A 25,733-nucleotide genomic window follows, 5' to 3' on the forward strand; every position below is an offset into this window, starting at 1 on the left:
GGTGGCCGCCCCCCCCCCACCGGCGTCCCTGCCGCCCCACGCGGGGCCCGCGGCCGCGGCGGCCGCCGCCGCTGCCGCCGCGGCGGCCGCCGCCGCTGCCGAGACGGCGGCGCCGACCCCGCCCGAGACCACTCCGGAGACAGACGCGTGAGCCCCGCAGCCACCCTGGCCGCCGCCACCGCGGCAGGACCCGGGTTCCTCTCCCCGACCGGGGTCGAGATCGCATTCGTCCTGGTCGGCCTCGCCACCCTCGGCGCGGCCCTCGTCACGGTCACCACCAAGCAACTGGTGCACGCCGCCCTCTGGCTGGTCGTCGCCCTCGGCGGGATCGCCGTCGAGTACCTGCTGCTGACCGCCGAGTTCATCGCCTGGGTCCAGGTGCTGATCTACGTCGGCTCGGTGGTCGTCCTCCTGCTCTTCGGGCTGATGCTCACCAAGGCACCCATCGGGCGCTCCCCGGACGCCGACTCCGGCAACCGGGGGGTCGCGCTGGCGGTCGCCGTCTGCGCCGCGGGCTGCCTCGTGTGGGTGGTCGCCGACGCCTTCCGCACCACCTGGATCGGCCTCGACGGTCCGGCCCAGGGCTCCACCAAGGTGTCCGGCGAGTTCCTCTTCCAGCACTGGGTGCTGCCCTTCGAGGCGCTGTCCGTCCTGCTGCTGGCGGCCCTGGTCGGCGCGATCGTACTGTCCCGCAAGTCCGACCCGGCGGACCCGCGCCCGGCCACCGCCCCGGCCGGCGGCAGCGACGACAAGGAGGGGCAGCGCTGATGCACCTCGTCTATCCCGCCGTACTGGCGGCGCTCCTCTTCTGCACCGGCCTGTACGGGGTACTGGCCCGCCGCAACGCCATCCTGGTCCTGATGTCCGTCGAGCTGATGCTCAACGCGGTCAACCTGAACCTGGTGGCCTTCGACATCTGGCTGCGCGACACCCTGCACGCCGGCCAGGCCCTCACCCTCTTCACGATCGCCGTCGCCGCCGCCGAGATCGGCATCGGAATGGCCATCGTGCTGATGGTCTACCGCAACCGCGGCACCGCGGACGTCGACCGGCTGCGCGACACGGCGGAGCCGCCGCACGGCGCGGGCGACCCCGCGGACCCGAACGCCCCCGGCCACCCGGCGAACCCGGGCAACCCGAGCAACCCGAGCAACCCGAGCAACCCGAGCAACCCGAGCGAGGTCACCGCGTGAGCACCACGACCCTCGCCGTCCTCGTCCCGCTGCTGCCCTTCCTGGGCGCGCTGGCCGGACTGCTCGCCGGCCGAAGGGCCCCCGGATTCGTCCGCCCGCTCGCCGTCCTGCCGACGCTGGCCGCCGCCGTACTGGCCGTCCTCGTGGCGGTCCGGCACGGCGGCGGGAAGGCCGTCGACGCCGCGACGGAACTGACCCCGACCGGCTCCGTGCCGATCGAACTGGCGCTCCACCTGGACGGCTTCGCCGTCCTGGCGGCCGTCCTCGTCGGCGTCGTCGCGACCTGCGTGCAGCTCTTCTCGACGGCGTACCTGCGCGAGGACCCGCGCTACGCGTCCTACGCGTCCCTGGTCTCGCTGTTCACCTCCGCCATGCTGCTCGTCGTCTACTCCGGCGACCTGATGGTGCTGCTGGTGGGCTGGGAGGTCATGGGCATCTGCTCGTACTTCCTGGTCGGCCACTACTGGGAGACCGAAGCCGCCCGGGCCGCCTCCCTCAAGGCCTTCCTCGTCACCAAGCTCGGTGACGTGCCCTTCCTGATCGGCCTGTTCGCCCTCGCCGCCGACGCCGGTTCCTTCCGGATCACCAGGATCCTCGGGGCCGTCACGGCGGGCGGGCTCGACCACCCGACCCTGATCGCGCTGCTCCTGCTCGCCGGAGTCGCGGGCAAGTCCGCCCAGTTCCCGCTGCACACGTGGCTGCCCGACGCGATGGCGGGCCCGACCCCCGTCTCCGCGCTGATCCACGCGGCGACCATGGTCGCCGCCGGCATCTACTTCATCGCGCGCCTCCTGCCCGTCTTCACGGCCTCCCGGGCTGCGCTGGTGGTCATGGCCGTGATGGCGGCCGTGACGATGATCGGCTCCGCCCTGGCCGCCCTCGCGCAGGACGACATCAAGCGGGTGCTCGCCTACTCCACGATCGGCCAGCTCGGTTACATGACCGGCGCCCTGGCCGTCGGCGACCGCGGCGCCGCCGTCTTCCACCTCCTCTCGCACGGTGCCTTCAAGGCCCTCCTCTTCCTGGGCGCGGGCGTGATCATCCACGCCGCCGGGACGAACTCCCTGGCCGCCATGGCCCGCACGGACGGCCTGGCCCGGCGCATCCCGGACGCCTTCTGGACGATGACGATCGCGCTCCTCGCGCTCGCCGCCGTCCCGCCCTTCGCCGGGTTCTTCTCCAAGGAGACCGTGCTGGTCGCCGCCGAGCAGGCCGCCCGCGGCCACACGGAAGCGGTGCCCGGCGCCGTCGGCTGGCTCGTGCTGGCCGCCGCCGTGCTGACCGCGCTGCTCACCGCCGCCTACGCCACCCGCCTGTGGCTGATGGCCTTCCGCGGCCGCGGGGCCGCCGCCCCCGACCACGGCAGGGAACCCCTCGCCATGACGGGCGTGCTGTGGCTGCTGGCGATCCCGTCGGTCGGCCTCGGCCTAGCCGCCGGACCGATCGCCGACTGGTTCGACGGCGGCGAGCTCGCCCCCACGCTGGAGACCTCCGTCCTCGGCACCGGCGCCGCCGCCATCGGCGCGCTGCTGACCTACGGCCTGTGGCAGCGCGCCGCCGCCCGGGCAGCCGCCGGAGCGGGCCTGGCCCGGACCGGCGTACCCGCCGCGGCCGCCGCCGCCGAGTCCGCCGCCGAGACCCCCGAGGTCGCCGAGGTCACCCACGACCACCCCGCCGTCCCCGCCGGACCCGCGCCCGACCCCGGCAAGGCGCTCCTCGGCCCCCTGCACCGCCACGCGGCCGCCGGGTTCCACCTGGACGCCCTCTACGACCTGCTCTTCGTCCGGCCCGTCCGGGGCGCCGCGAGCCTCGTCCGGTTCCTGGACCGCGAGGTCGTCGACACCTACGTCCGGGGCGCGGGCGGCGCCCCCCGGCTGCTCGGCACCCTCGTACGCCGCGCCCAGAGCGGCAACGTGCAGAGCTACCTGAGCGCCCTGCTCGCCGGGGCCGTGGTCCTGGCGCTCGCCACCGCCGTCCTCGCCAACGTCAACGCCGGATCGTGAGCCGTGAGTCAGCCGTGATTGATATCAGCGCATCCGTGATGCAGTTCCTTCTGGCGTTCATCGTGGCCGCACCGCTCCTCGGTGCCGTGGCGGCCCTGCTCCCGGCCCCGCCCGGGCTCAGGGGCCGCGGCCCCGAGCAGGCCGTGCTGCGCCACGGCGTGACCGTGACCGGCGTGATCCTCGCCGCGGCCATCGCCCTCGCGCTGGGCTTCGACCACGACGCCCCGGCGCGCTTCCAGGCGACGACGGACATCAGCTGGATCCAGGCGCTGAACGTCCGGATCCACCTCGGCGTCGACGGCATCTCGCTCCCCCTCCTCCTGATGACCGCGCTGCTGTTCTTCCTCTGCGCGCTCTACAGCTACTTCAAGCTCCCCGCGGGCCCCTCCCCGAAGGCCTTCGTCGCCCTCCTGCTCGTCCTGGAGTCCGGCACCCTCGCCACCTTCGCCGTCCTCGACCTGCTGCTGTTCTTCCTGGCCTTCGAGATGGTCCTCATCCCGATGTACTTCCTCATCGCCCGCTGGGGCGGTGCGCAGCGGCAGGCCGCCGCCTGGAAGTTCATCCTCTACACGCTGCTCGGTTCCGTGGTCATGCTCCTCGGGCTGCTGCTGATCGGGCTCGACAGCGGCACCTTCGACATGGTGGCACTGGCCACCGACAACGGCCGCGGGCTGTCCCACACCACTCAGGTGCTGGCCGTCCTGGCCATCGGCACCGGCCTCGCCGTGAAGACCCCGATGTGGCCGCTGCACAGCTGGCTCCCGGACGCCCACACGGCCGCCCCGACCGTCGGCTCCGTGCTGCTGGCCGGCGTCATGCTGAAGATGGGCACCTACGGGTTCGTCCGGATCCTGCTGCCCGTCGCCCCCGACGGCATGCACACCTTCGCGCCCTACCTGGCCGCCTTCGCCGTCGTCGGGATCGTCTACGGATCCCTCGCCTGCCTCGCGCTGGCCCGCAAGGGGGCCAAGGGCGACCTCAAGCGCCTGATCGCCTACTCCTCCGTCGGCCACATGGGCTTCGTGCTCCTCGGCATCGCGACCATGACCCCGACGGGAGTCAACGGCGCGCTCTTCGCCAACATCGCCCACGGCCTGATCACCGGCCTCCTCTTCTTCCTCGTCGGCGCGCTCAAGGACCGCTACGGCACGAGCGACCTCGACACCCTCGCCGGAGCCACCGGCGCGGCCCTCTACGGCCGGGCCCCCCGCTTCGGCGCGCTCCTCGCCTTCGCCGCCGTGGCCTCCCTGGGCCTGCCCGGACTCGCGGGGTTCTGGGGCGAGATGCTGACCCTGTTCGGGGCCTTCGACCCCGCCGCCGGGCTGTCCCGCCCCGCCTTCCTCACCTTCATGGCGATCGGCGCCTTCGGCACCCTGCTCACCGCCGCCTACATGCTGGTCGTCGTCCGGCGCATCTGCATGGGCGACCCGCTGGCCCGCCCCGCGGACCAGGCCCCGCTCGCCGTCGCCGACGTCCAGCGCTACGAGTTCGCGGCCTGGACCCCGCTCGCCGCCCTCACCGTCCTCGCCGGCCTGTGGCCCGCTGTCCTCCTCGGCCTCACCGACCCGGCCGTCCAGAAGCTCCTCGCAGGAGGCACCTCATGACGGCCCTGTACGCGACCACGGCGGCCACCGTGGTGACCTCGGTCCCGGGCGGCCCGCACCCGGGCGCCGGCCTGGTCCAGTCGGTCGACTGGCTCGCGATCGCGCCGGTGGTCATCGCGGCCGCCGTCGGCCTGGCCATCCTGGTCGCCGACCTCTTCGTGCCCGAGCGGAAGAAGGCCCTCCTCGGCTGGACCGCCGTCGCGGGCCTGGCCGTCGCCACCCTCGCCCTGCTGCCGCTGCGTACCGGGGACCGCGCCACCTTCTGCCTCACCGCGGACCCGGGCGCCTGCAGTTACACCGCCGACCACTTCGCCCTGGTCGTGCAGTTCCTGGTGCTCGGCGGCGCGCTGGTCACCGCCCTGCTGTCGGTCACTGCCGTCGAGGAGAGCAGGCTGCCCGCCGGGGAGTTCTGGTTCCTGCTGCTCTCCTCCGCCGCGGGCGCGGCCCTGCTGCCCGCCTCCCGGGACCTCGCGACGCTGATCGTCGCCCTGGAGGTCGCCTCGCTGCCCGCCTTCGCCCTGGTGGGCCTGCGCCGGGGCGACCGGCTCTCCTCGGAGGCCGCCCTCAAGTTCTTCCTGTCCTCGGTGACGGCCACCGCCGTCTCCCTGCTCGGCGTCAGCTTCGTCTACGCCGCCACCGGCAGCCTGCACCTCACCCGGGTCGCCGAAGGCCTGGAGCGCGTCCCCGGACAGCTCGACACCCTGGCCATGGCGGGCGTCGCGCTCACCCTCGTCGGCTTCGCCTTCAAGACGGCCGCCGTCCCCTTCCACTTCTGGGTCCCCGACACCTACGTCGGCGCCCCGCTGCCCATCGCCGCCTACCTCTCGGTCATCGGCAAGGCGGTCGGCTTCACCGGCCTCGTCCTCGTCACCGTCATCGCCTTCCCGGCGTACTCCGACGTCTGGGGCCCGGCCCTGGCGGTCCTGGCCGCGCTCACCATGACCCTGGGCAACGCCGCCGCGCTGCGCCAGGCCAAGGACCGCGCGCACGGCGCCGTCCGCCTGCTGGCCTGGTCCTCCGTCGGCCAGGCCGGCTACCTGCTGGTCCCGATCGCGGCGGCGGCCTACGCCGGCCGGGACCAGATCGGCTCCACCGTCGCCTACGCGCTCATGTACGCCGCGGTCAACCTGGGCGCCTTCGCCGTCGCCGCCCTGGTGGCCCGTACGAGCCCGCTGGGCCGGATCGACGACTACCGCGGCCTCTACGCGACGCGGCCCTTCGCCGCCCTGTCGCTGGCCTTCTTCCTGCTCTGCCTGGCGGGCCTGCCCCCGGGCATCATCGGCCTCTTCGCCAAGGTCACCGTCTTCCGCTCGGCCGTGGACGCCGGGCTGGGCTGGCTCGCGGCCGTCATGGCGGTGAACGTCGTGGTGGCGCTCTACTACTACCTCCAGTGGACGGCGCTGCTCTTCCGTGCCCCGGCCGGGGACACGGACGCCGCGGCGGCCCCGGCGGCATCCCGCCCCAAGGCCCCGCTGCCCGTCGTGGCGGCCATCGCCCTCACCGCTGCTGTCGCTCTTGTGTTGTCGGGCGCCCCTCAGCTGGTACTACGTTTCGCATCCACCGCACTGTTCCCGCAGTAACCCGTACGGAGTAACACCCGGGCGGGCGGCCCGCGCGCGCCGCCCGCCCGCGCCCTCCGCCGCGCCGCCCGCCGGGGCCGCTCGCGGCCGCCCCGGCCGCTGCCGCGCGCCGCCCGGGACGGCGCCGGGAACCCGTCGCGCCCGCCTGGCGTTGACCAGGAAGGAAGGGTCCACTGGACCGGAGACCCTCCGACCACACACCCACATGTCCTCGCCTCACAGATCCACAGATCCACAGATCCACAGATCCACAGATCCTGGACGGGTCCCCTGCCGCACCACTTGGAGGGCGTACCGTGCACCGCCGGCACAACGGGCTGAAGACCGCCGTACTCCTGGGCGGCCTGTCGGCACTCATCATCGTCATCGGCAGTTTCTTCGGCAGGACCGGTCTCGTCGTGGCCGTCCTCGTCGCCCTGGGCACCAACGCGTACGCGTACTGGAACAGCGACAAACTGGCTCTACGCGCGATGCGCGCCCGCCCCGTCAGCGAGTTCGAGGCCCCCGGGCTCTACCGGATGGTGCGCGAGCTCTCGACCTCCGCGCGCCAGCCGATGCCCCGCCTCTACATCTCCCCGACCGAGGCCCCCAACGCCTTCGCCACCGGCCGCAACCCGCGCAACGCCGCCGTCTGCTGCACCGAGGGCATCCTGCGCATCCTCGACGAGCGCGAGCTGCGCGGAGTCATCGGGCACGAGCTGAGCCACGTCTACAACCGGGACATCCTGATCTCCTCGGTCGCCGGAGCCCTCGCCTCCGTGATCATGTTCCTGGTGAACTTCGCCTGGCTGATCCCGGTCGGCCGGTCCAGCGACAACGACGGCCCGGGCGTCTTCGGCATGCTGCTGATCATGATCCTCGGCCCGGTCGCCGCGTCCGTCATCCAGCTGGCCATCAGCCGCTCCCGCGAGTACGAGGCGGACGCGTCGGGGGCCCAGCTCACCGGCGACCCCCTGGCCCTCGCGAGCGCCCTGCGCAAGCTCGACGCCGGGACCAAGCAGCTCCCGCTGCCCCCCGAGCCCCGCCTGGAGACCGCGAGCCACATGATGATCGCGAACCCCTTCCGCCCCGGCGAGGGCATGTCCAGGATGTTCTCGACCCACCCCCCGATGGCCGAGCGCATCGCCCGGCTCGAACAGATGGCAGGCCGCCCGCAGTGAAAACCATCCTGAACGTCATCTGGCTCGTGCTCAGCGGCTTCTGGCTCTGCATGGGCTACGCCCTGGCCGGCCTGCTCCTGTGCGTCACCATCATCGGCATCCCGTTCGGCCTAGCGGCCTTCCGGATCGCCGTCTACGCCCTGTGGCCCTTCGGCTACACCACGGTCGAGCGACGCGACGCGGGCGCCCCGTCCTGCGTCGGCAACGTCCTGTGGCTGGTCCTCGCGGGCTGGTGGCTGGCGATCGGCCACATCGTCACCGGCCTCGCGCTGTGCGTGACGATCATCGGGATCCCGTTCGGCATCGCCAACTTCAAGATGGTCCCGCTGTCGCTGCTCCCGCTCGGCCGCGAGATCGTCCCGACCGACGCCCCCTTCGCCGGGCGCTGAGGTCCGTACCGCAGCCCCGCGGCGGCAGGGCAGGATAGGCTGATGGTGCTCGCTTGTACCACGATGCGCCCCTGATACCGCAGCACCATCAGGTCGAACCACGGGCAGGATGACCCATGTCGGCAGCGTCCTCCACGCCAACCCTGTCGGTTGTCGTTCCGATGTACAACGAGGAGGAAGCCCTCCCCGCGCTGGTGGAACGCCTGCGGCCGGTACTGGACGGCAGGGGTGCCGGCTACGAGGTCATCGCCGTCGACGACGGCAGCGCCGACCGCACCGCCGAGCTGCTCCAGGAGTTCCGGCGGACCTGGCCCGAACTGCGGGTCGTCGCACTGCGGGGCAACTCCGGCCACCAGGCCGCCCTGACCGCCGGTCTGCACAGCTCCAAGGGCGCGTACGTCGTCAGCATCGACGCCGACCTCCAGGACCCGCCGGAGAAGATCCCGGAGATGCTCGACCTGGCCGTCGCCGAGAACCTCGACATCGTCTACGGCGTCCGCACCGACCGCAGCACCGACACCGGCTTCAAGCGGCGCACCGCGGGCCTGTACTACTGGCTCATGCGCCGCGTCGTCGGCAAGCAGGTCCCCTCGCAGGCCGGTGATTTCCGGCTGCTCAGCCGGGAGACCGTCGAGGCGCTCAAGGCCCTGCCGGACCAGCACCAGGTGTACCGCCTGCTCGTGCCGTGGCTCGGTTTCCCCAGCGGCGAGGTCACCTACCAGCGCGGTGAACGGGTGGCGGGCGAGACCAAGTACTCGCTGGGCAAGATGGTCCGCCTCGCCGTCGACAGCATCACCAACTTCTCCGCCGCCCCGCTGCGACTGGCGACCTGGCTCGGGGTGTTCACCTTCTTCTCCTGCTTCGTGCTGATGGCGGTGACCTTCGTCGTCTGGCTCATCGGGCACACCGTCCCGGGCTGGACCTCGCTGTTCGTGGCGATGCTCTTCCTCGGCGGCGTCCAGCTGATATGCGTCGGACTGCTCGGCGAGTACATCGGGCGCATCTACACCGCCGTGCAGCGCCGTCCCACGTTCTTCATCGGCTACGACTCCGACGCCGCCGCCGACGCCCCGGGCAAGGGCGCGGCCGCCAAGGGCCGGGAGAACGCCGGGGTCTGACCCGCCGCCCCTCGCGCTGCTACGCCGCCGGTCCGGACCCCGCGCGGGACCCGGGCCGGGCGCGCACGCCGTACAGCACGGCCCCCAGCGCCAGCACCCCCGTACCCGTCAGCACCGACGCGAGCGGCAGCGCGCACGCCAGCACCACGCACCCGGCCAGCCCCACCACCGCCACCCCCCGCCCGACGCGGCCCTCGCGACGCCCCTCGACGGGGTCGGCACCCGCGCCCGCGGCCGGCTCGGCCCCGCTCCCCGCCCCGCGGCTTCCGCCGAGCGTCCACGCCGCGGCGTTGGCGATCGCGTAGTACACCAGCACCCCGAAGGACGAGAAACCGATCGCCCCCCGCAGGTCCACGGTCGCGGCCAGCACCGCGACCACCGCCCCCACCGCGAGCTCCGCCCGGTGCGGTACCCCGCGCCGCGGATGTACGGTCGCCAGCGCGCGCGGCAGATGACCGTCGCGGGCCATGGCCAGAGCGGTCCGCGACACCCCCAGCACCAGCGCCAGCAGCGAGCCCACGGCCGCCAGCACCGCCCCCGCCCGCACCACCGGGGTCAGCCCGCCCCAGCCGGCCGCCCGGACCGCGTCGGAGAGCGGCGCCGCGGAGGCGGCCAGCCCCGCCGTCCCCAGCACCGACAGCACGGCCACCGTCACCGCCGCGTAGACGGCCAGCGCGATCCCCAGCGCCAGCGGGACGGCGCGCGGGATGGTCCGCCGCGGGTCCCGGACCTCCTCGCCCAGGGTGGTGATCCGCGCGTACCCGGCGAAGGCGAAGAACAGCAACCCGGCCGCCTCCAGCAGCCCCCGCGCACCCCGCGGCCCGGCGCCCCACGGAACAGCGCCCCCGGCCGCGCCGGAGGTCAGGCAGAGCACCACGACCCCGGCGAGCACCGCCAGTACGGCCGCCACGATCAGCCGGGCGATCCGGGCCGACTTCTGCACGCCCCCGTACCCGGCGGCGGTCAGCGCCACCACCGCGACGACGGCCGCCACGTGCTCCCGCCCCGGCCACAGGTAGGCGCCCACCGTCAGCGCCATCGCCGCGCACGAGGCCGTCTTGCCGATGACGAAGGCCCAGCCCGCCAGGTACCCCCAGAAGGGGCCCAGCCGCTCGCGCCCGTACACGTACGTCCCGCCGGAGGACGGGTAGCGGGCGGCCAGCCGGGCCGAGGAACGGGCGTTGCAGTAGGCCACCACGGCAGCCAGGGCGAGCGCCGCCAGCAGGCCGTCGCCGGCCGCGCGCGCCGCGGGGGCCGGCGCGGCGAAGATCCCCGCGCCGACCATCGCGCCCAGCCCGACGACCACCGCGTCGCCCACCCCGAGGCTCCGCCGCAGCCCGCCCCCCGGCCGGCCGGCCGTCGTACCGCTCTCTCGATGTGTCACGGCCGGGAGACTAGCCCGCCCCGGTGACGCCCCCGTGACCGGCAGCGGAAGCCTCGCGCTCCGCCCGCTGCGCCTGCCGGCCGCCCAGCGCGGTCGGGCACGTGTGGTCGAGGCGTACAGCTGACCGGCGATCAGCCCGAGCCCGGGCGCCCGCCACCGGACCCCGGACACGGCCGAGGGCGCAACGGGGAGGATCCCCGTTGCGCCCTCGGCGGCCGCGACCGGTTGCCGTGGCCCGCAGGTCAGCGGTAGTTCACGAACTGGATCGCGAAGTCCAGGTCCTTGCCCTTGAGCAGGGCCTGGACCTCCTGGAGGTCGTCACGGCTCTTGGAGGTGACGCGCAGTTCCTCGCCCTGCACCTGGGCCTTGACGGCCTTGGGGCCCTCGTCCCGGATGATCTTCGCGACCTTCTTGGCGTTCTCCTGGGAGATGCCCTCCTCGATCGTGGCGAAGATCTTGTACTCCTTGCCGGACAGCTGCGGCTCGCCGGCGTCGAGCGCCTTCAGCGAGATGCCGCGCTTGACCAGCTTGGTCTCGAACACGTCGAGGACGGCCTTGACGCGGTCCTCGGAGTTCGCCTCCATGACGATCTTCTCGCCGGACCAGGCGATCGTGGCGCCGGTGCCCTTGAAGTCGTAGCGCTGCGAGAGTTCCTTGGCGGTCTGGTTGAGGGCGTTGTCGACCTCCTGCCGCTCGACCTTCGAGACGATGTCGAAACTGGAGTCGGCCATGTGCTGTGGCTCCTTGAAGTCGGCTGTGATGCCCCGCAGGGGCACGCGCCGGATGTTCCCCGGCCGCGCCGTCAAGCCTAGGGCCTGCGCCCCCGATGGGACCGGAGAGCCCGGGGCTCCGTGTCCGATCAATGCGGTGGCGGAGCACCCCTGTCCATCAGGTATCGTTTACGTCGTTGCCAGAGAGCACCGCCGCGAGGCGGAGATCGAGGCTTCCTCCCATGGCGGTGTGCCCGAGTGGCCAATGGGAACGGACTGTAAATCCGTCGGCTTAGCCTACCCAGGTTCGAATCCTGGCGCCGCCACGTGGTAAAGAAGTCCCCCTGATCAGCGGAAACGCCGATCAGGGGGACTTTTTCGTACGGCTGCGGCCCGGGCCGGTGCTCCGGCTGCGGCGCTCTGCTCAGATGACGTCCCGACGGGTCTCGTCCACCACCGGGATCGCGCCCGCGGCGCGGCGCCGCTTGAAGATGCTCGTGTAGACGGCGAGACCGATCGCCCCCACCGCCATCATGATCAGGCCGACCAGGGGAAGGTTGACGCTGTCCATCTTCCAGTCGGTGGCGAAGGTGAGGATGGCGCCCACCACGATCAGGATGATGCATCCGCCTATGCCCATGAGTTGCCTCCGCTGTTTGGCTGTCTGACGGCGCGGTTACCCGGCTTCTCGGGGTGAAAACGCCCCCGCGGCCCGGGGGTTGGGGCGCCGCGCCGTCGGCGGGCCGCCACCGCCCGGATGCCGCGCAGAGGGCTTACGTCCCGCAACGTCACGGACCGCCGGTCGTTCACCCCGCGTGATGTGGACTACTGACGCCCGCGGCAAGATCGGCGGCGGGGTGCTGCTCGCCCTGCTCGGAGCCGGCATCCCGGCCCTGGTCGGGGCCGCGCTGCACGGGCACACCGGCGACCCGTACCGCGAGACCCGGCTCTACTTCGGCACCGAGCGCCCCCGCGGCGCGCCCCCGGTCGCGGAGCGGGAGTTCGACCGCTTCCTGGACCGGGAGGTCACGCCGGCCTTCCCCGAGGGGCTGACCGTGCAGCCGGGGCACGGGCAGTGGCGCGGGCCGGACGGGCGGACCGTCCGTGAGACCTCGTACGAGGTGGTGCTGCTCTATCCGGAGAAGGGCGCCGACGAGCGCGGCGCGCGCATCGAACGGATCCGCCGGGCGTACGAGAAGGAGTTCGCCCAGGATTCGGTCCTGCGCTCCGACGACGAGGTGCACGCCGACTTCTGACGACGGCTCGGGGCGCTGGGCTCCGGACTCCCGGGCTCCCGGGCTCCCGGGCTTCCGGCCCCCCGCGCTCAGTTGCCCGCGACGTCCTTGACCGCCACCGCGACCGGCTTGCTCCCCGACACCAGCTCCAGCGTCAGGCCGGCCGTCGCGGGGGTCTCCACCAGCTCCGCCAGCACCGCCGCCACGTCGTCGCGGGGGACCGGCCCGCGGCCCGTGGCGGCCTCCAGGCGGACCAGGCCCGTCCCCTCCTCATCGGTGAGCTCGCCCGGACGCAGGACCGTCCACTCCAGGCCCAGCCGGGTCCGCAGGTGGTCGTCCGCCTCGCCCTTGGCCCGCAGGTAGACGTCGAAGACGTCGTCACCCGGATGGTTCGCGTCCGCCCGGATCGAAGACACCATCAGGAACCTCGGCACGCGCGCCCGTTCGGCCGCGTCCGCGAAGAGCACCGCCGCGCCCCGGTCCACCGTGTCCTTGCGCGCGGCGCCGCTCCCCGGGCCCGCGCCGGCCGCGAACACCGCGACCTGGGCGCCCTGCAGGATCCCCGCGACGTGCTCGACCGACGCCGACTCCAGGTCGCAGAGGACCGGTTCGGCCCCGGCAGCCCGGAGATCGTCGCCCTGTGCCGGATCGCGGATGATCCCCGCGACCTCGTACCCGCGCGCGGAGAGCAGGCGCTCCAGCCGCAGCGCGATCCGACCGTGTCCACCAGCGATGACAATGCGCATGACTCGACCGTACGTCGCCCCGCGCGCCCCCGCGCCCGTAGCCGCCGCCGACGCTCAGGGACCGGGCTCCGTACGGCCCTGCCGGGGCAGGTCGAGGGCGACCGCGACGGCCGAGTCGCAGTACTCCCGTACGGCGCTCGTCCGGGCGACCACGCGCCCGCGGTGGATCACGATCCGGCTGTATGCCAGGGACAGCACCGCCGCGATCCGGTCCCCGCGCACGGCGAGCAGCTCGGCCGGGAAACCGGCCTCCACGCGCACCTCCGGCAGGCCCATCGCCTCCCGGGCCGCCGTGCTCACCGCGTGGTAGGCCTCGGCCGCCCGCAGCCCGCCCTGCGAGGCCAGCAGGTACGCCGCCTCCAGCGGGTCCCCGCGGCCCACCGGGTTCCCGGCGTCCCGCAGCGCCCCGCTGCCCGCCGCGACGCGTACCCCGGCCGCGCGCAGCAGCCGTACGGGCGCAGTGCGCAGCCCGCGCCGCTCCAGGGCCGCGCAGTCGCCCTGGGGCAGGCAGGTCACCCGTACGCCGGCCGCGGCCAGCCGGTCGGCGGCCCGCGAAGCGATGTCCAGCGGGAGCCGGGACAGACCGCCGCAGGGGCCGATCGTGACGCCGGCACGCAGCCCGCCGGCCAGGGAGGCGAGCCGGGCGAGACGCCCGGGATCGTCACCATCCGTGTGCAGGTCCACGGGGCAGCCGTGCTCACCGGCCAGCTCCAGGACGGCCTCGACGAAGCCGGTGGGGTCGGGGTCCAGGTCCGGGCAGCCGCCGACGACGGCCGCGCCCATCTTGAGCGCGTCGCGCAGCATCGCCCGGCCGTCCGCCCCCGCGATGCCGGTCAGCAGCCGGGGGACGGCGACCGCGGTGAGATCGGCGAGCCCGCGCAGCGAGCGCCGCGCCTGGAGGACCGCCTCCATCGGGCCGAGGCCGTGGGCGTCGGTGATCCGGATGTGCGAACGGATGGCGGTGGCGCCGTGGCCGAGCTGGAGCAGCGCCGCCTCCGTGGCCCGGCGCTGGACCTCGTCGGCCGTGTAAGACACGGATCCCTCGGCGTCGGCGGTGAGCGCGGTGTCGCCGTGGGCGTGCGGTTCGGCGGGGGCGGGGAGCAGCAGGTAACCGGACAGCTCGACCCGGGAGGGAGCCGGGGCGCGCAGGCTCCCGGCGGGGGCGACCGCCCGGATGCGGCCGGCGCCGAGCAGGACGTCGACCGTCCGTCCGTCGCTCAGACGGGCGCCGGTGAGCAGCAGGGTGGTGGAGTCGGTGGGACCGGGGCCCTGGCCGTCGTCCCCGCCGCGGCCGCCGCGCGGAGAGGGGGACGGCTGCGGCGGCTGACTGTCGGGCATCGTGCTCCTGCGGGCGGCTCGGACGGTTCCTGGGCCCGTGGCCGCGGCCTGCGGCCCGCGGTCACGCAGCGTGCTCAGAGCCTAGGGTGCGGTGTGGCGCTCCTCACGGAGGAGGCCAATAGTCGTACCGGTGTGGTGCCCGTGGGGCGCGTGGTGAGGTCGGTGCGGAGTTGCTCCGGAGTTGCTCCGGAGGGGCGCGCGAGGGGGCCCAACGCCTCCGCGCGGGGGCCGGAGGTCAGCCGCCGCAAAGGATTTGGGCGATCGGCGGGCGACCGTGTAATGTCTTCCTCGCTCGCCCCAATAGCTCAGTCGGTAGAGCGTCTCCATGGTAAGGAGAAGGTCTGCGGTTCGATTCCGCATTGGGGCTCTGGTGAGAAAGGTCCCCTGCCTGCTTTAAGGTAGGGGAGCAATCACACCAAAGCGGCGTAGCTCAGTCGGTAGAGCAAGCGGCTCATAATCGCTGTGTCACCGGTTCAAGTCCGGTCGCCGCTACACACAGTAGCCGATTGCGGGGTCGGTCTCCCGGTCGGCTACTCTTGTATGCGTTCATCCGTCCCAATTTCCGTCAAGGAGCACTCACGTGGCTGCCACCGACGTCCGCCCGAAGATCACGCTGGCCTGCGTGGAGTGCAAGGAGCGGAACTACATCACCAAGAAGAACCGGCGTAATGACCCGGACCGTCTTGAGATGAAGAAGCACTGCCCGCGCTGCAACTCGCACACCGCGCACCGCGAGACCCGCTGACCCCAGCGGTTTCTCGAATACAGGCTCCGTCATAAGGTCGTCCCCTGCAAGGGGGGCGGCCTTGTGTCGTTTTCCCACGTCTTTCGTACGGCTTCCGTTCCGCCGTATCCAACACAGGAGGTTGTGAGCCATGGCGCTCGACCAGTCCTTCGTGGGGCGGAGCTATCCGCCCACCGATCCGTACGAGGTCGGCCGGGAGAAGATCCGCGAGTTCGCGGAGGCGGTGGGTGACGCCAACCCCGCCTACACCGATCCCGAGGCGGCCAAGGCGCTGGGTCATCGCGATGTGATCGCGCCCCCGACCTTCGTGTTCGCGATCACCTTCAAGGCGGCGGGGCAGGTCATCGAGGACCCGCAGCTCGGCCTGGACTACAGCCGGGTGGTGCACGGCGACCAGAAGTTCGCCTACACGCGCCCGGTGCGGGCGGGGGACCGGCTGCTGGTGACGTCCACCATCGAGGCCGTGAAGTCCCTCGCGGGCAACGACATCATCGACATCCGCGGTGAGGTCCACGACGAGACGGGTGAGCACGTGGTGACGGCCTGGACGAAGCTCGTGTCGCGGGCGCCGGCCGAGGCCGCCGACGCTGCCGGTACCGCTGCCGTCGGGGAGGTCTGAGATGGGTGCGCAGATCCGTTACGCGGACGTGGAGGTCGGCACCGAGCTGCCGGCCGGGACCTTCGGTGTCCAGCGGGCCACGCTGGTCCGCTACGCCGGGGCGTCGGGCGACTTCAACCCGATCCATTGGAACGAGAAGTTCGCCAAGGAGGTCGGGCTGCCGGACGTGATCGCGCACGGCATGTTCACCATGGCCGAGGCGATCCGGGTGGTCACGGACTGGGTGGGGGACCCGGGTGCGGTGGTGGAGTACGGGGTGCGGTTCACCAAGCCGGTGGTCGTGCCGAACGATGACGCGGGTGCGGTGATCGAGGTCACGGCCAAGGTCGCGGCGAAGCTGGAGGGCGACCGCGTGCGGGTGGACCTGACGGCGACCAGCGCGGGCCTGAAGGTGCTGGGCATGTCGCGCGCGGTGGTCCAGCTGGGCTGAGGGGCGGTGCCTTGCCTCGCCGTTCCGGGGGGCGGGGGTGGGTCGGCCGGGCGCGGTTCCGGGGCCCGTGCCCGCGCCTCAATCGCCGGCGGGGCTGGGTATGGCCGTCGGTGACCCGGGGCCGGGGCCGGGGCCGGGGGTGGGTCGGCCGGGCGCGGTCCTGGGGTCCCGCCTTGCCGGGGGCGGGGGTGGATCGGCCGGGCGTGGTCCCCGGGCTCGTACCCGCGCCTCAATCGCCGGCGGGGCTGGGTATGGCCGTCAGTGACCCGGGGTCGGGGTCGGGGGTGGGGGCGCGTCGGCTGGGTGCGGTGCGGTGCGGTGCGGCGCGGCGCGTTGTGCGGCGCGGTGCGGCGCGGCGCGGCGCGGCGCGGTGCGGGTGGTGGGGGCTGGTGTTCGTGCGGGGTCGGGGTGGGGCGGGGGAGCGCGGGCGCTGTGGGGTGTCTCCTCGGCTCGCAGAACCCGACCCGGGTCGGCCGGTTGACCGGCAGTGGTTCTGCTCGGCCTGCGGGGACACCCCACACCACCCCCACTCCCCCGCCAGCCCGGTCCCAGTTCCCCAACCCTGGCCCTCCCGCGGCCGACCCCGAGCCCTCCCGTGGCGAACCAGAGCCATAGCCAGCCCCGCCGGCGTTTGAGGCGCGGTACTGGGTCGGGGGGCCGCGCCCGGCCGTTCCGCCCCTGGCCCCGGGGAACCTCTGGGCCGCCGGAGCCATAGCCAGCCTCGCCGGCGTTTGAGGCGACGGTGCTGGCCAGGGGGCTGCGCCCGGCCGATCTCCCCCTGGCCCCGGGGCACCTCTGGGCTATGTCCGGGCCACCCGAGCCATAGCCAGCCCCGCCGGCGTTTGAGGCGCGGTACTGGGTCGGGAGCCGCGCCCGGCCGTTCCGCCCCTGGCCCCCGGGGCACGTCCGGGCCACCGGCGGCCACACCCAGCCCCGCCGGCGATTGAGGCGCGCATCCGGGTCGGGAGCGCCACCGACCCGCCCCCCGGGCCCCCGCCCCGGCCCCGCCCGCAACTCGCCACCGGCTACCGGTTGACGTAGTTAGTGATTGGCCACTAACTTAGCCGCATGGCCAGGATGAGCGCAGACGAGCGACGCGAGAGCGTCATCCTCGCGGCGATGCACGAGTTCGCCCGGGGCGGGTACTACGGGACCTCCACCGAGGCGATCGCCAAGCGCGTCGGCGTCTCGCAGCCCTACCTCTTCCGTCTCTTCCCCAACAAGCAGGCCATCTTCCTCGCCGCCGCCACCCGCTGCGTGCAGGACATCCGCGCCGTCTTCGCCGAGTCCTCCAAGGGCCTCCACGGCGAGGAGGCCCTCCAGGCGATGGCCGAGGCCTACATGCGGCTCATCAGGGAGCAGCCCGACAAGCTCCAGATGCAGCTGCAGGTCTACGTCACCGTCGCCGCCGCCGAGGCCGCCGGGGAGCCGGGGTTCGGCGAGATGGTCCGCAGCGGGTGGATGGAGCTGTGGGACACCGTCGAGGGTCCGCTGGGCGAGGGTTCGGTCGGGGTCACCGACTTCATGGCCTACGGCATGCTGATCAACACCCTCGCCGCCATGGGGTTCCCGCCCGGCCACCGGGTCTGGGACGACTGCTACCCGTCCGTGCGGCCCGAACACCGCCCCACCGGGTGAGTGCCGGGGGCGCGCCCAGCGAGGACCGCAGGGCGCCGCCTCCCCTTTTTTTGGGCAGCAAAGTTAGTAATTGATAACTAACGTTCCACATGGGGGAACCGTGAACGTGAACACGCACGACCAGCCCGCCACCGACACCCGCCTGCGCGGCCCCGCCGTCTGGGCCCTCGTCCTCACCGGCGTCGCCAGCTTCATGGCCGCCCTCGACAACCTCGTCGTCACCACCGCCCTCCCCGCCATCCGCGAGGACCTCGGCGGCGCGCTGGAGGACCTCGAATGGACGGTGAACGCCTACACCCTCACCTTCGCCGTCCTGCTCATGTTCGGCTCCGCCCTCGGTGACCGGTTCGGCCGCCGCAAGCTCTTCGTCACCGGCCTCGGCGTCTTCACCGCCGCCTCCGCCGCGGCCGCGCTCTCGCCCGGCATCGACGCCCTCATCGCCGCCCGCGCCGTCCAGGGCGTAGGCGCCGCGATCATGATGCCGCTCACCCTCACCCTGCTGACCGCGGCCGTCCCGGCCGCCCGCCGCGGCATGGCGCTGGGCATCTACGGCGCCGTCACCGGCCTCGCCGTCGCCAGCGGCCCGCTCATCGGCGGCAGCCTCACCGAGCACATCTCCTGGCAGTGGATCTTCTGGCTCAACGTGCCGATCGGCCTCGCCCTGATCCCGCTCGCCCGCCTGCGCCTCGCCGAGTCCACCGCGCCCAACGCCCGTCTGGATCTCCCCGGCACGCTCCTCATCAGCGGCGGCCTCTTCGGCATCGTCTACGCCCTGGTCAACGCCAACTCCGACGGCTGGACCAGCACCCCGGTGCTGACCGGCCTCATCCTCGGTGGCGCGCTCGTCGCCGGATTCGTCCACCACGGCTCCGGCAACCCGAACGCGATGCTCCCGATGCGCCTCTTCCGCGACCGCGGCTTCCTAGGGATCAACCTGGCCAGCCTGCTGATGTTCCTCGGCATGTTCGGTTCGATCTTCCTGCTCAGCCAGTTCCTCCAGGGCGCCGCCGGGTACTCGCCCACCGAGGCCGGGCTGCGCATGCTGCCCTGGACCGGCATGCCGATGATCGTCGCCCCGATCGCCGGCATCCTCTCCGACCGCATCGGCGGCCGCCCGGTCGTCGCCACCGGCCTCGCCTTCCAGGCCCTGGGCCTCGGCTGGTTCGCCATGGTGCTCGCCCCGGACGTGTCGTACGCCGCCCAGCTCCCCGCGCTGATCCTCAGCGGCATCGGCATGGCCCTGTACTTCGCCCCCGCCTCGAACGTCCTGATGTCCACCGTCGCCCCCGCCGACCAGGGCAGGGCCTCCGGGGCCAACGCCGCCCTGCGCGAGCTCGGCGGAGCCCTCGGCGTCGCGGTCCTCGCCTCGGTCTTCGCCGCCCAGGGCGGTTACCAGAGCGCCCGCACCTTCACCGACGGAACCGTCCCCGCCCTGTGGATCGGCGCATGCGCCGTCGCCGTGGCCGCGCTGCTCGCCCTGCTGCTCCCCGGCCGGGCCGCCCAGCGCCGCAAGGCCCTGGGCCCGGTCGGCGGCTCCGGGGCCGCCGCGACCCCGGAGCGGATCAAGGTCCCGGCCAACTGAGGCCCGTACCGCCGCCCGTACCGCCGTACCGCCGCCCGTACCGCCGCCCGTACCGCCGCCCGTACCGTCCGGCCCATCCCGACAGCCGAGGAGCGCGCACCATGCCCGACATCCCCTGGATGACCCCCAGCCGGCCCGCCCCCGGCGCGCAGGTCTACGTCATGGCCTCCAGCTTCGAGACCACCACGCTCCTGGGCGCCGTCCGCTTCTTCCTCAAGGCGCCCGGCATCGTCCTCCAGATCCGCAAGGCCCCCGGAGCGCACGGCGCCGCCCTGCGCGCGCGGGTCCTCGGCCGGATCTTCCTGACCCTCTCCGCCTGGGAGGACCGGGACGCGCTCTACCGCTTCGCCCGCAGCGAGCCGCACCGCACCAGCTCCCGCGCCGCGAGCGCGTACATGAAGGAGTCGGTCTTCACCTACTGGACCCAGGACGCCGCCGAGCTGCCCGTGAGCTGGGCCGAGGCCGAGCGCCGCCTCGCCGAGGAGAAGGCCGGGCGCTGAGATCCGGGACACGGGGGAACCCGTACGGTCCGTGGCCCCGCACCGCCAGGGGGGCACGGACCGTACTCTTGTCCCCGTGCAGGAACTCCACGATGCCCCCCTCGCCCCGCTGACCACCTTCCGCCTCGGCGGCCCGGCCACCCGGCTGGTCACCGCGACCACCGACGCCGAGGTCGTCGCCGCCGTGCGCGCGGCCGACGAGAGCGGTACGCCGCTGCTGCTCATCGGCGGCGGCAGCAACCTGGTCATCGGCGACCGGGGCTTCGACGGCACCGCCCTGCGCATCGCGACCACCGGCTTCACCCTCGACGGCACCACGCTCGAACTCGCCGCGGGCGAGAACTGGAGCGAGGCCGTCGCCCGCACCGTCGAAGCGGGCCTCGCGGGCATCGAGTGCCTCGCCGGGATCCCCGGCTCCGCGGGCGCGACCCCGGTCCAGAACGTGGGGGCGTACGGCCAGGAGGTCTCCAGCACCCTCACCGAGGTCGTCGCCTACGACCGCACGCTCGGCGAGACGGTCACCCTCTCGAACGCCGAGTGCGCGTTCTCGTACCGCCACAGCACCTTCAAGGAGCAGCCGGAGCGCTACGTCGTGCTGCGCGTCCGCTTCGCCCTGGAGGCCGCCGGCGGGCTCTCCGCGCCGATCAAGTACCCCGAGACCGCCCGCGCCCTCGGCGTCGAGGCGGGCGACCGGGTCCCGGCCGCCACCGCCCGCGAGACCGTCCTGCGGCTGCGCGCGAGCAAGGGCATGGTGCTCGACCCCGCCGACCACGACACCTGGTCGGCCGGCTCCTTCTTCACCAACCCCGTGCTGACCGACGAGGCCTACGCCGACTTCCTCGCCCGCGTCCACGACCGGCTCGGCCCCGACACCGCCCCGCCCGCCTACCCGGCCGCCGACGGCGGTACGAAGACCAGCGCGGCCTGGCTGATCGACAAGGCGGGCTTCACCAAGGGCTACGGCACCGGCCCCGCCCGCATCTCGACCAAGCACACCCTCGCGCTCACCAACCGCGGTCAGGCCACCACCGAGGACCTGCTCGCCCTGGCCCGCGAGGTCGTCGCGGGCGTCCACGCGGCCTTCGGCGTCACCCTGGTCAACGAACCGGTGACGGTCGGCGTCAGCATCTGAGGAGTCCCGGCCGCCCATGCTCTATCCCCTGCACGGGGCCGGTACCGACCCCACCCGGCTCGTGGGGCGCGCGATCAGCAGCGTCGTCGCGTCCTGGCACGTCTACGAGGGCGAACGCTCCGAGGCCCCGCTCGACGTCTGGCTGACCGACAGCGAGGGCGACTGCACCCGCATCACCACCGGGTCCGACTGGTGCCTCATCGTCGAGTCCGCCCGGCCGCACGAGCCCTACGACATGGGGGAGTGGGGCCGCATCGAGGTCGGTGACGACCTCGGCGACCACCCCTTCCTGCGCCATCTGGGCGACACCGTGGCGACCGTGGCCGAGTTCGCGGTGCCCGAGCAGGGCCGCACCCACCTGGAGATCGGCTTCACCGACGGAGACCGGGTCCGGGCCGACTGCTGGGAAGGCGACCTGCGCCTCACCCGCTGACGCCCGCCCCGGCGCTCGGCCGGTCAGCCGGTCAGCCAGTGGTCGATCCCGGCCAGCAGCTTGGCCTGCACGTCCGAGGGGGCGGCCGAACCGCGGACCGACTGGCGGGCCAGCTCCGCCAGCTCCGCGTCCGTGAAGGCGTGGTGGCGGCGGGCGATCTCGTACTGGGCCGCCAGCCGGGACCCGAAGAGCAGCGGGTCGTCGGCGCCCAGCGCCATCGGCACCCCGGCGTCGAAGAGGGTCCGCAGCGGGACGTCCTCGGGACGCTCGTAGACCCCCAGCGCCACGTTGGAGGCGGGGCAGACCTCGCAGGTGATCTGCCGGTCGGCCAGCCGCTGCAGCAGCCGCGGGTCCTCGGCCGCCCGTACGCCGTGGCCGACGCGGGAGGCGCGCAGGTCGTCCAGGCAGTCCCGGACGGAGGAGGGGCCGCCGAGCTCACCGCCGTGCGGGGCCGCGAGCAGGCCGCCCTCCCGGGCGATGGCGAAGGCCCGGTCGAAGTCGCGGGCCATGCCGCGGCGCTCGTCGTTGGAGAGCCCGAAGCCGACGATGCCGCGGTCGGCGTAGCGGACGGCGAGCCGCGCCAGGGTGCGGGCGTCCAGCGGGTGCTTCATGCGGTTGGCGGCGATGACCACGCGCATCCCGAGGCCGGTCTCGCGGGAGGCGGCGTCCACGGCGTCCAGGATGATCTCGACGGCCGGGATCATCCCGCCCAGCAGCGGGGCGTAGGAGGTCGGGTCGACCTGGATCTCCAGCCACCCGCTGCCGTCCCGGACGTCCTCCTCGGCGGCCTCGCGCACCAGGCGCCGGATGTCGTCGGGCTCGCGCAGGCAGGAGCGGGCGGCGTCGTAGAGCCGCTGGAAGCGGAACCAGCCGCGCTCGTCGGTGGCTCGCAGCTTGGGTGGCTCTCCGCCGGTCAGCGCGTCGGGCAGCCGCACGCCGTACTTGTCGGCCAGCTCCAGCAGGGTCGACGGGCGCATGGAACCCGTGAAGTGCAGGTGGAGGTGGGCTTTCGGCAGAAGCGTGAGATCGCGTACGTGCTCCATCCGGTGATCCTGCCGTACGAATCGCGTCCGCGGGAGCCCGTTTCCCGATCGAGGGGCCGCCCGAACGCAGTTCGGGCCCGCCGGCGGGGCTGAAAATCGGCCCCGCCGGCGATTGAGGCGCCCCCGGAGGGACGGGAAAGGGGGCCCCGGGTGAACCCGGGACCCCCTTTCCTCACGCTGCGGGCCGCTCTAGGCCTTGGCCTCGGCCAGCAGGTTCTGGATCCGGGTCACGCCCTCCACCAGGTCCTCGTCACCGAGGGCGTAGGAGAGGCGCAGGTAGCCCGGGGTGCCGAAGGCCTCGCCCGGGACGACCGCGACCTCGGCCTCGTCCAGGATCAGGGCCGCCAGCTCGACCGAGGTCTGCGGGCGCTTGCCGCGGATCTCCTTGCCGAGCAGCTCCTTGACCGAGGGGTACGCGTAGAACGCGCCCTCCGGGGTCGGGCAGAAGACGCCGTCGATCTCGTTCAGCATCTTCACCATGGTCTGGCGGCGGCGGTCGAAGGCCTTGCGCATCTCCGCGACGGCGTCCAGGTTGCCCGATACCGCCGACAGCGCCGCGACCTGCGCCACGTTGGAGACGTTGGACGTGGCGTGCGACTGGAGGTTCGTCGCCGCCTTGACGACGTCCTTCGGGCCGATGACCCACCCGACGCGCCAGCCCGTCATGGCGTACGTCTTGGCCACGCCGTTGACGACGATGCAGCGGTCGGCGAGCGCGGGCACCAGCACGGGCAGCGAGGTGAACGTCGCGTCGCCGTAGACCAGGTGCTCGTAGATCTCGTCCGTCAGCACCCACAGGCCGTGCTCGGCGGCCCACTCGCCGATGGCGCGGGCGTCCTCCTCCGAGTAGACGGCGCCGGTCGGGTTGGAGGGCGAGACGAAGAGGACGACCTTCGTACGGTCGGTGCGCGCCGCTTCCAGCTGCTCCACGGAGACCCGGTAACCGGTGGTCTCGTCGGCGACGACGTCCACCGGGACACCGCCCGCGAGGCGGATCGACTCCGGGTAGGTGGTCCAGTAGGGGGCCGGGACGATGACCTCGTCGCCCGGGTCGAGGATCGCGGCGAAGGCCTCGTAGATGGCCTGCTTGCCGCCGTTGGTGACGAGGATCTGGGCCGGGTCGACGGCGTAGCCGGAATCGCGCAGGGTCTTCTCCGCGATGGCCTTCTTCAGCTCCGGCAGACCGCCGGCCGGCGTGTATCGGTGGTACTTCGGGTTGCGGCAGGCCTCGACCGCCGCCTCGACGATGTAGTCGGGGGTCGGGAAGTCGGGCTCGCCGGCGCCGAAGCCGATGACCGGACGGCCGGCGGCCTTGAGGGCCTTGGCCTTGGCGTCGACGGCGAGGGTGGCGGACTCGGAAATGGCGCCGATACGGGCGGACACCCGGCGCTCGGAAGAAGGCGTTGCAGAGGTCATGCGGCCAATCGTCCCAGACTGCAAAGTGGCGCCGCACAACGTTTCAGGTACCGGACGGAGCAGCTCCGGGCGGCTTCTGTTCGACGTCGGCGCCGCGACCACGTATGCTCACCTGTCGTTGGACCTCACCGGGCGCTCCAAACGCGTGCACTGCGTGCACTCAGGCGGATGCGGTAGGTTGGGAACACAAAGGGTCGTAGCTCAATTGGTAGAGCACTGGTCTCCAAAACCAGCGGTTGGGGGTTCGAGTCCCTCCGGCCCTGCTCCACACTCCTTCGCCGGATGTGTGCGCAGGTACGTACATCTATGCACCGCCGTGCGGCTCAACCGGGGCGCGGCACGGCCATGACCCGGATTCAGGTGAGAGACGTGACGGACGCCGTGGGCTCCATCGACATGCCTGACGCCGAGGACGAGACCCGCGAGAAGAAGGCCCGAAAGGGCGGCAAGCGCGGCAAGAAGGGCCCCCTGGGCCGTCTCGCGCTCTTCTACCGGCAGATCGTCGCGGAGCTCCGCAAGGTCGTTTGGCCGACTCGCAACCAGCTGACCACCTACACCACGGTCGTGATCGTGTTCGTGGTCATCATGATCGGTCTCGTTACCGTGATTGACTATGGGTTCCAGTCGGCCATCAAGTTCGTCTTCGGCTAGTCCCCGCGGAGGGCGGCACCTTGATGGGTGCCGCCCGTTTTCGCATGTTCCACCCCATTTTGTATCCAGGAAGAAGCAGCCACCGTGTCTGACCCGAACCTGAACGCGAGCCCCGACTCCGTCGAGTCCGTCGAGGACGCGCTCGACATCGTCGAGGCGGCGGACGCTGCGAACCCTGACGAGGCCGAGATCGCCGACGCCGAGGCCGGTGTCGCGGCCGAAGAGGCCGCCGTGCACGTCGAGGACGACGCCGAGGCCGCCGAGGCTGACGAAGACGCCGCCGACGAAGACGCCGAGGCCGTCGAGGACGACGCCGACGAGGTGGACGCGGACGACGCCGAGGCCGAGGACGCCGAAGCCGGCGACGCGGACGCCGAGGTCACCGACGAGGCGGAGGCCGAGGCCGAAGAGCCCGCCGAGCCGGTCGACCCGATCCAGGCCCTGCGCGACGAACTGCGCCTGCTGCCCGGCGAGTGGTACGTGATCCACACCTACGCGGGCTACGAGAAGCGCGTGAAGGCCAACCTGGAGCAGCGCGCCGTCTCGCTGAACGTCGAGGAGTTCATCTACCAGGCCGAGGTGCCCGAGGAAGAGATCGTCCAGATCAAGAACGGCGAGCGCAAGAACGTCCGGCAGAACAAGCTGCCCGGTTACGTTCTCGTCCGCATGGATCTGACGAACGAGTCCTGGGGCGTCGTCCGCAACACCCCCGGCGTCACCGGCTTCGTGGGCAACGCCTACGACCCGTACCCGCTGACCCTCGACGAGATCGTCAAGATGCTCGCCCCCGAGGCGCAGGAGAAGGCCGCCAAGCTGGCCGCGGAAGAGGCCGGTCTGCCCGCGCCCGCCGTCAAGCGCACCATCGAGGTCCTGGACTTCGAGGTCGGCGACTCGGTCACCGTCACCGACGGCCCGTTCGCCACGCTCCAGGCGACCATCAACGAGATCAACCCGGACTCGAAGAAGGTCAAGGGCCTCGTCGAGATCTTCGGCCGCGAGACCCCGGTCGAGCTGAGCTTCGACCAGATCCAGAAGAACTGATCCGGTCCCGCCGGTCCAGCCCTTCTGACACACGCTTCCAGCC

At 72.8% G+C, this 25,733-nt stretch carries 26 protein-coding genes and 4 tRNA genes; 23 read left to right on the plus strand and 7 right to left on the minus strand.

Features of this window, described 5'->3' with window-relative positions; genetic code table 11:
- The first annotated feature begins 147 nt into the window (after positions 1 to 147).
- The 8 genes from ABZY31_RS22165 to ABZY31_RS22200 all read left to right on the plus strand — a co-directional run bounded on the left by ABZY31_RS22165 (position 148) and on the right by ABZY31_RS22200 (position 9,047).
- Positions 148 to 768 carry an NADH-quinone oxidoreductase subunit J gene (locus ABZY31_RS22165; RefSeq protein ID WP_356412909.1) on the plus strand — a complete coding sequence of 207 codons (621 nt, stop codon included), beginning with the start codon at positions 148 to 150 and terminating at the stop codon, positions 766 to 768.
- Positions 768 to 1,193: an NADH-quinone oxidoreductase subunit NuoK gene (gene nuoK, locus ABZY31_RS22170; RefSeq protein ID WP_356412911.1), complete on the plus strand. Its 426-nt coding sequence runs from the start codon at positions 768 to 770 to the stop codon at positions 1,191 to 1,193. The genes ABZY31_RS22165 and nuoK overlap by 1 nt, the downstream gene beginning before the upstream one ends.
- On the plus strand, positions 1,190 to 3,196 hold the full coding sequence (locus ABZY31_RS22175; RefSeq protein ID WP_356412913.1) for an NADH-quinone oxidoreductase subunit L: 2,007 nt from the start codon (positions 1,190 to 1,192) through the stop codon (positions 3,194 to 3,196). The genes nuoK and ABZY31_RS22175 overlap by 4 nt, the downstream gene beginning before the upstream one ends.
- A gap of 38 nt (positions 3,197 to 3,234) precedes the next feature.
- Entirely contained in the window at positions 3,235 to 4,800 is a 1,566-nt protein-coding gene (locus tag ABZY31_RS22180) for an NADH-quinone oxidoreductase subunit M (protein WP_356413007.1), read from the plus strand.
- Positions 4,797 to 6,380, plus strand: coding sequence for an NADH-quinone oxidoreductase subunit N (locus ABZY31_RS22185; RefSeq protein ID WP_356412915.1), 1,584 nt, complete (start codon positions 4,797 to 4,799; stop codon positions 6,378 to 6,380). Before ABZY31_RS22180 ends, ABZY31_RS22185 begins: the two co-directional genes overlap by 4 nt.
- 296 nt (positions 6,381 to 6,676) lie before the next feature.
- Complete coding sequence (gene htpX, locus ABZY31_RS22190; protein WP_356412917.1) at positions 6,677 to 7,540, plus strand: zinc metalloprotease HtpX; 864 nt, start codon at positions 6,677 to 6,679, stop codon at positions 7,538 to 7,540.
- Positions 7,537 to 7,929, plus strand: a complete 393-nt coding sequence (locus ABZY31_RS22195) for a YccF domain-containing protein (protein WP_356412919.1) — start codon at positions 7,537 to 7,539, stop codon at positions 7,927 to 7,929. Before htpX ends, ABZY31_RS22195 begins: the two co-directional genes overlap by 4 nt.
- Before the next feature lie 116 nt (positions 7,930 to 8,045).
- Positions 8,046 to 9,047: a glycosyltransferase family 2 protein gene (locus tag ABZY31_RS22200; RefSeq protein ID WP_356412921.1), complete on the plus strand. Its 1,002-nt coding sequence runs from the start codon at positions 8,046 to 8,048 to the stop codon at positions 9,045 to 9,047.
- 19 nt (positions 9,048 to 9,066) lie between these two features.
- Here ABZY31_RS22200 and ABZY31_RS22205 read toward each other — a convergent pair whose 3' ends face one another.
- Together ABZY31_RS22205 and ABZY31_RS22210 are read right to left on the minus strand one after the other, a co-directional pair.
- The gene (locus ABZY31_RS22205) at positions 9,067 to 10,431 is read right to left on the minus strand and encodes an amino acid permease (protein ID WP_356412923.1); all 1,365 of its coding nucleotides are present in this window, start codon (positions 10,429 to 10,431) and stop codon (positions 9,067 to 9,069) included.
- A 242-nt stretch (positions 10,432 to 10,673) separates the two neighbouring features.
- Positions 10,674 to 11,162 (minus strand): YajQ family cyclic di-GMP-binding protein, encoded by a 489-nt coding sequence (locus ABZY31_RS22210; RefSeq protein WP_330331993.1) that lies wholly within the window; start codon positions 11,160 to 11,162, stop codon positions 10,674 to 10,676.
- 223 nt (positions 11,163 to 11,385) lie between these two features.
- On the opposite strand from ABZY31_RS22210, the gene ABZY31_RS22215 reads away from it, so the two are divergent.
- Positions 11,386 to 11,467, plus strand: a tRNA-Tyr gene (locus tag ABZY31_RS22215).
- 98 nt (positions 11,468 to 11,565) lie between these two features.
- Here the strand turns inward: ABZY31_RS22215 and ABZY31_RS22220 are convergent.
- On the minus strand, positions 11,566 to 11,781 hold the full coding sequence (locus ABZY31_RS22220; RefSeq protein WP_356412925.1) for a DUF6458 family protein: 216 nt from the start codon (positions 11,779 to 11,781) through the stop codon (positions 11,566 to 11,568).
- Between the two features lie 178 nt (positions 11,782 to 11,959).
- On the opposite strand from ABZY31_RS22220, the gene ABZY31_RS22225 reads away from it, so the two are divergent.
- A complete protein-coding gene (locus ABZY31_RS22225; protein WP_356412927.1) occupies positions 11,960 to 12,397 on the plus strand; it encodes a DUF3574 domain-containing protein in 438 nt (145 codons plus the stop codon).
- Positions 12,398 to 12,465: 68 nt separating this feature from the next.
- Here ABZY31_RS22225 and ABZY31_RS22230 read toward each other — a convergent pair whose 3' ends face one another.
- Both ABZY31_RS22230 and ABZY31_RS22235 read right to left on the minus strand, forming a co-directional pair.
- A complete protein-coding gene (locus tag ABZY31_RS22230) occupies positions 12,466 to 13,122 on the minus strand; it encodes an SDR family oxidoreductase (RefSeq protein ID WP_356412929.1) in 657 nt (218 codons plus the stop codon).
- Positions 13,123 to 13,176: 54 nt separating this feature from the next.
- Positions 13,177 to 14,460, minus strand: a complete 1,284-nt coding sequence (locus ABZY31_RS22235; RefSeq protein ID WP_356412931.1) for an amidohydrolase family protein — start codon at positions 14,458 to 14,460, stop codon at positions 13,177 to 13,179.
- Positions 14,461 to 14,754: 294 nt separating this feature from the next.
- Here ABZY31_RS22235 and ABZY31_RS22240 point away from each other — a divergent pair.
- From ABZY31_RS22240 to ABZY31_RS22285, 10 genes are all read left to right on the plus strand, one after another.
- Positions 14,755 to 14,827: transfer RNA gene (locus tag ABZY31_RS22240), tRNA-Thr, on the plus strand.
- Positions 14,828 to 14,879: 52 nt separating this feature from the next.
- Positions 14,880 to 14,952, plus strand: a tRNA-Met gene (locus ABZY31_RS22245).
- Between the two features lie 88 nt (positions 14,953 to 15,040).
- Entirely contained in the window at positions 15,041 to 15,205 is a 165-nt protein-coding gene (gene rpmG, locus ABZY31_RS22250) for a 50S ribosomal protein L33 (protein WP_006604855.1), read from the plus strand.
- A gap of 130 nt (positions 15,206 to 15,335) precedes the next feature.
- Positions 15,336 to 15,824: a MaoC family dehydratase N-terminal domain-containing protein gene (locus ABZY31_RS22255; RefSeq protein WP_356412933.1), complete on the plus strand. Its 489-nt coding sequence runs from the start codon at positions 15,336 to 15,338 to the stop codon at positions 15,822 to 15,824.
- Position 15,825: 1 nt separating this feature from the next.
- Positions 15,826 to 16,254 (plus strand): MaoC family dehydratase, encoded by a 429-nt coding sequence (locus ABZY31_RS22260; RefSeq protein WP_356412934.1) that lies wholly within the window; start codon positions 15,826 to 15,828, stop codon positions 16,252 to 16,254.
- Positions 16,255 to 17,322: 1,068 nt separating this feature from the next.
- Positions 17,323 to 17,892: a TetR/AcrR family transcriptional regulator gene (locus ABZY31_RS22265; RefSeq protein WP_356412936.1), complete on the plus strand. Its 570-nt coding sequence runs from the start codon at positions 17,323 to 17,325 to the stop codon at positions 17,890 to 17,892.
- 106 nt (positions 17,893 to 17,998) lie between these two features.
- The gene (locus ABZY31_RS22270; protein WP_356412938.1) at positions 17,999 to 19,474 is read left to right on the plus strand and encodes an MFS transporter; all 1,476 of its coding nucleotides are present in this window, start codon (positions 17,999 to 18,001) and stop codon (positions 19,472 to 19,474) included.
- 101 nt (positions 19,475 to 19,575) lie between these two features.
- Positions 19,576 to 19,974 (plus strand): DUF3291 domain-containing protein, encoded by a 399-nt coding sequence (locus ABZY31_RS22275; protein ID WP_356412940.1) that lies wholly within the window; start codon positions 19,576 to 19,578, stop codon positions 19,972 to 19,974.
- 76 nt (positions 19,975 to 20,050) lie between these two features.
- Positions 20,051 to 21,106, plus strand: coding sequence for a UDP-N-acetylmuramate dehydrogenase (locus ABZY31_RS22280; protein WP_356412942.1), 1,056 nt, complete (start codon positions 20,051 to 20,053; stop codon positions 21,104 to 21,106).
- Positions 21,107 to 21,122: 16 nt separating this feature from the next.
- Positions 21,123 to 21,539 (plus strand): hypothetical protein, encoded by a 417-nt coding sequence (locus ABZY31_RS22285; RefSeq protein ID WP_356412944.1) that lies wholly within the window; start codon positions 21,123 to 21,125, stop codon positions 21,537 to 21,539.
- Between the two features lie 23 nt (positions 21,540 to 21,562).
- On the opposite strand, the gene ABZY31_RS22290 is transcribed toward ABZY31_RS22285, so the two are convergent.
- On the minus strand, positions 21,563 to 22,582 hold the full coding sequence (locus tag ABZY31_RS22290; RefSeq protein WP_356412946.1) for an adenosine deaminase: 1,020 nt from the start codon (positions 22,580 to 22,582) through the stop codon (positions 21,563 to 21,565).
- Between the two features lie 189 nt (positions 22,583 to 22,771).
- Positions 22,772 to 23,998, minus strand: coding sequence for a pyridoxal phosphate-dependent aminotransferase (locus ABZY31_RS22295; protein WP_356412948.1), 1,227 nt, complete (start codon positions 23,996 to 23,998; stop codon positions 22,772 to 22,774).
- A gap of 190 nt (positions 23,999 to 24,188) precedes the next feature.
- Between ABZY31_RS22295 and ABZY31_RS22300 the strand changes: the two genes are divergently transcribed.
- The 3 genes from ABZY31_RS22300 (at position 24,189) to nusG (ending at position 25,690) form a co-directional block, all read left to right on the plus strand.
- A tRNA-Trp gene (locus tag ABZY31_RS22300) sits at positions 24,189 to 24,261 on the plus strand.
- Between the two features lie 97 nt (positions 24,262 to 24,358).
- A complete protein-coding gene (gene secE / locus ABZY31_RS22305) occupies positions 24,359 to 24,649 on the plus strand; it encodes a preprotein translocase subunit SecE (protein ID WP_356412950.1) in 291 nt (96 codons plus the stop codon).
- Positions 24,650 to 24,733: 84 nt separating this feature from the next.
- Positions 24,734 to 25,690 (plus strand): transcription termination/antitermination protein NusG, encoded by a 957-nt coding sequence (gene nusG / locus ABZY31_RS22310; RefSeq protein WP_356412951.1) that lies wholly within the window; start codon positions 24,734 to 24,736, stop codon positions 25,688 to 25,690.
- Positions 25,691 to 25,733 lie beyond the last annotated feature (43 nt).

Source organism: Streptomyces sp. NPDC006529 (assembly GCF_040611795.1).
Classification (GTDB): Bacteria; Actinomycetota; Actinomycetes; order Streptomycetales; family Streptomycetaceae; genus Streptomyces.

Bases quoted from the DNA above. Each gene is read 5' to 3' on its own strand.
- ABZY31_RS22225 (WP_356412927.1), top strand. From the start codon at position 11,960: ATGTGGACTACTGACGCCCGCGGCAAGATCGGCGGCGGGGTGCTGCTC.
- ABZY31_RS22220 (WP_356412925.1), bottom strand. From the start codon at position 11,781: ATGGGCATAGGCGGATGCATCATCCTGATCGTGGTGGGCGCCATCCTC.
- ABZY31_RS22235 (WP_356412931.1), bottom strand. From the start codon at position 14,460: ATGCCCGACAGTCAGCCGCCGCAGCCGTCCCCCTCTCCGCGCGGCGGC.
- nuoK (WP_356412911.1), top strand. From the start codon at position 768: ATGCACCTCGTCTATCCCGCCGTACTGGCGGCGCTCCTCTTCTGCACC.
- ABZY31_RS22285 (WP_356412944.1), top strand. From the start codon at position 21,123: ATGCTCTATCCCCTGCACGGGGCCGGTACCGACCCCACCCGGCTCGTG.
- ABZY31_RS22295 (WP_356412948.1), bottom strand. From the start codon at position 23,998: ATGACCTCTGCAACGCCTTCTTCCGAGCGCCGGGTGTCCGCCCGTATC.
- ABZY31_RS22185 (WP_356412915.1), top strand. From the start codon at position 4,797: ATGACGGCCCTGTACGCGACCACGGCGGCCACCGTGGTGACCTCGGTC.
- ABZY31_RS22210 (WP_330331993.1), bottom strand. From the start codon at position 11,162: ATGGCCGACTCCAGTTTCGACATCGTCTCGAAGGTCGAGCGGCAGGAG.
- ABZY31_RS22290 (WP_356412946.1), bottom strand. From the start codon at position 22,582: ATGGAGCACGTACGCGATCTCACGCTTCTGCCGAAAGCCCACCTCCAC.
- ABZY31_RS22265 (WP_356412936.1), top strand. From the start codon at position 17,323: ATGGCCAGGATGAGCGCAGACGAGCGACGCGAGAGCGTCATCCTCGCG.
- ABZY31_RS22200 (WP_356412921.1), top strand. From the start codon at position 8,046: ATGTCGGCAGCGTCCTCCACGCCAACCCTGTCGGTTGTCGTTCCGATG.
- ABZY31_RS22230 (WP_356412929.1), bottom strand. From the start codon at position 13,122: ATGCGCATTGTCATCGCTGGTGGACACGGTCGGATCGCGCTGCGGCTG.
- ABZY31_RS22275 (WP_356412940.1), top strand. From the start codon at position 19,576: ATGCCCGACATCCCCTGGATGACCCCCAGCCGGCCCGCCCCCGGCGCG.
- ABZY31_RS22260 (WP_356412934.1), top strand. From the start codon at position 15,826: ATGGGTGCGCAGATCCGTTACGCGGACGTGGAGGTCGGCACCGAGCTG.
- ABZY31_RS22180 (WP_356413007.1), top strand. From the start codon at position 3,235: ATGCAGTTCCTTCTGGCGTTCATCGTGGCCGCACCGCTCCTCGGTGCC.
- ABZY31_RS22255 (WP_356412933.1), top strand. From the start codon at position 15,336: ATGGCGCTCGACCAGTCCTTCGTGGGGCGGAGCTATCCGCCCACCGAT.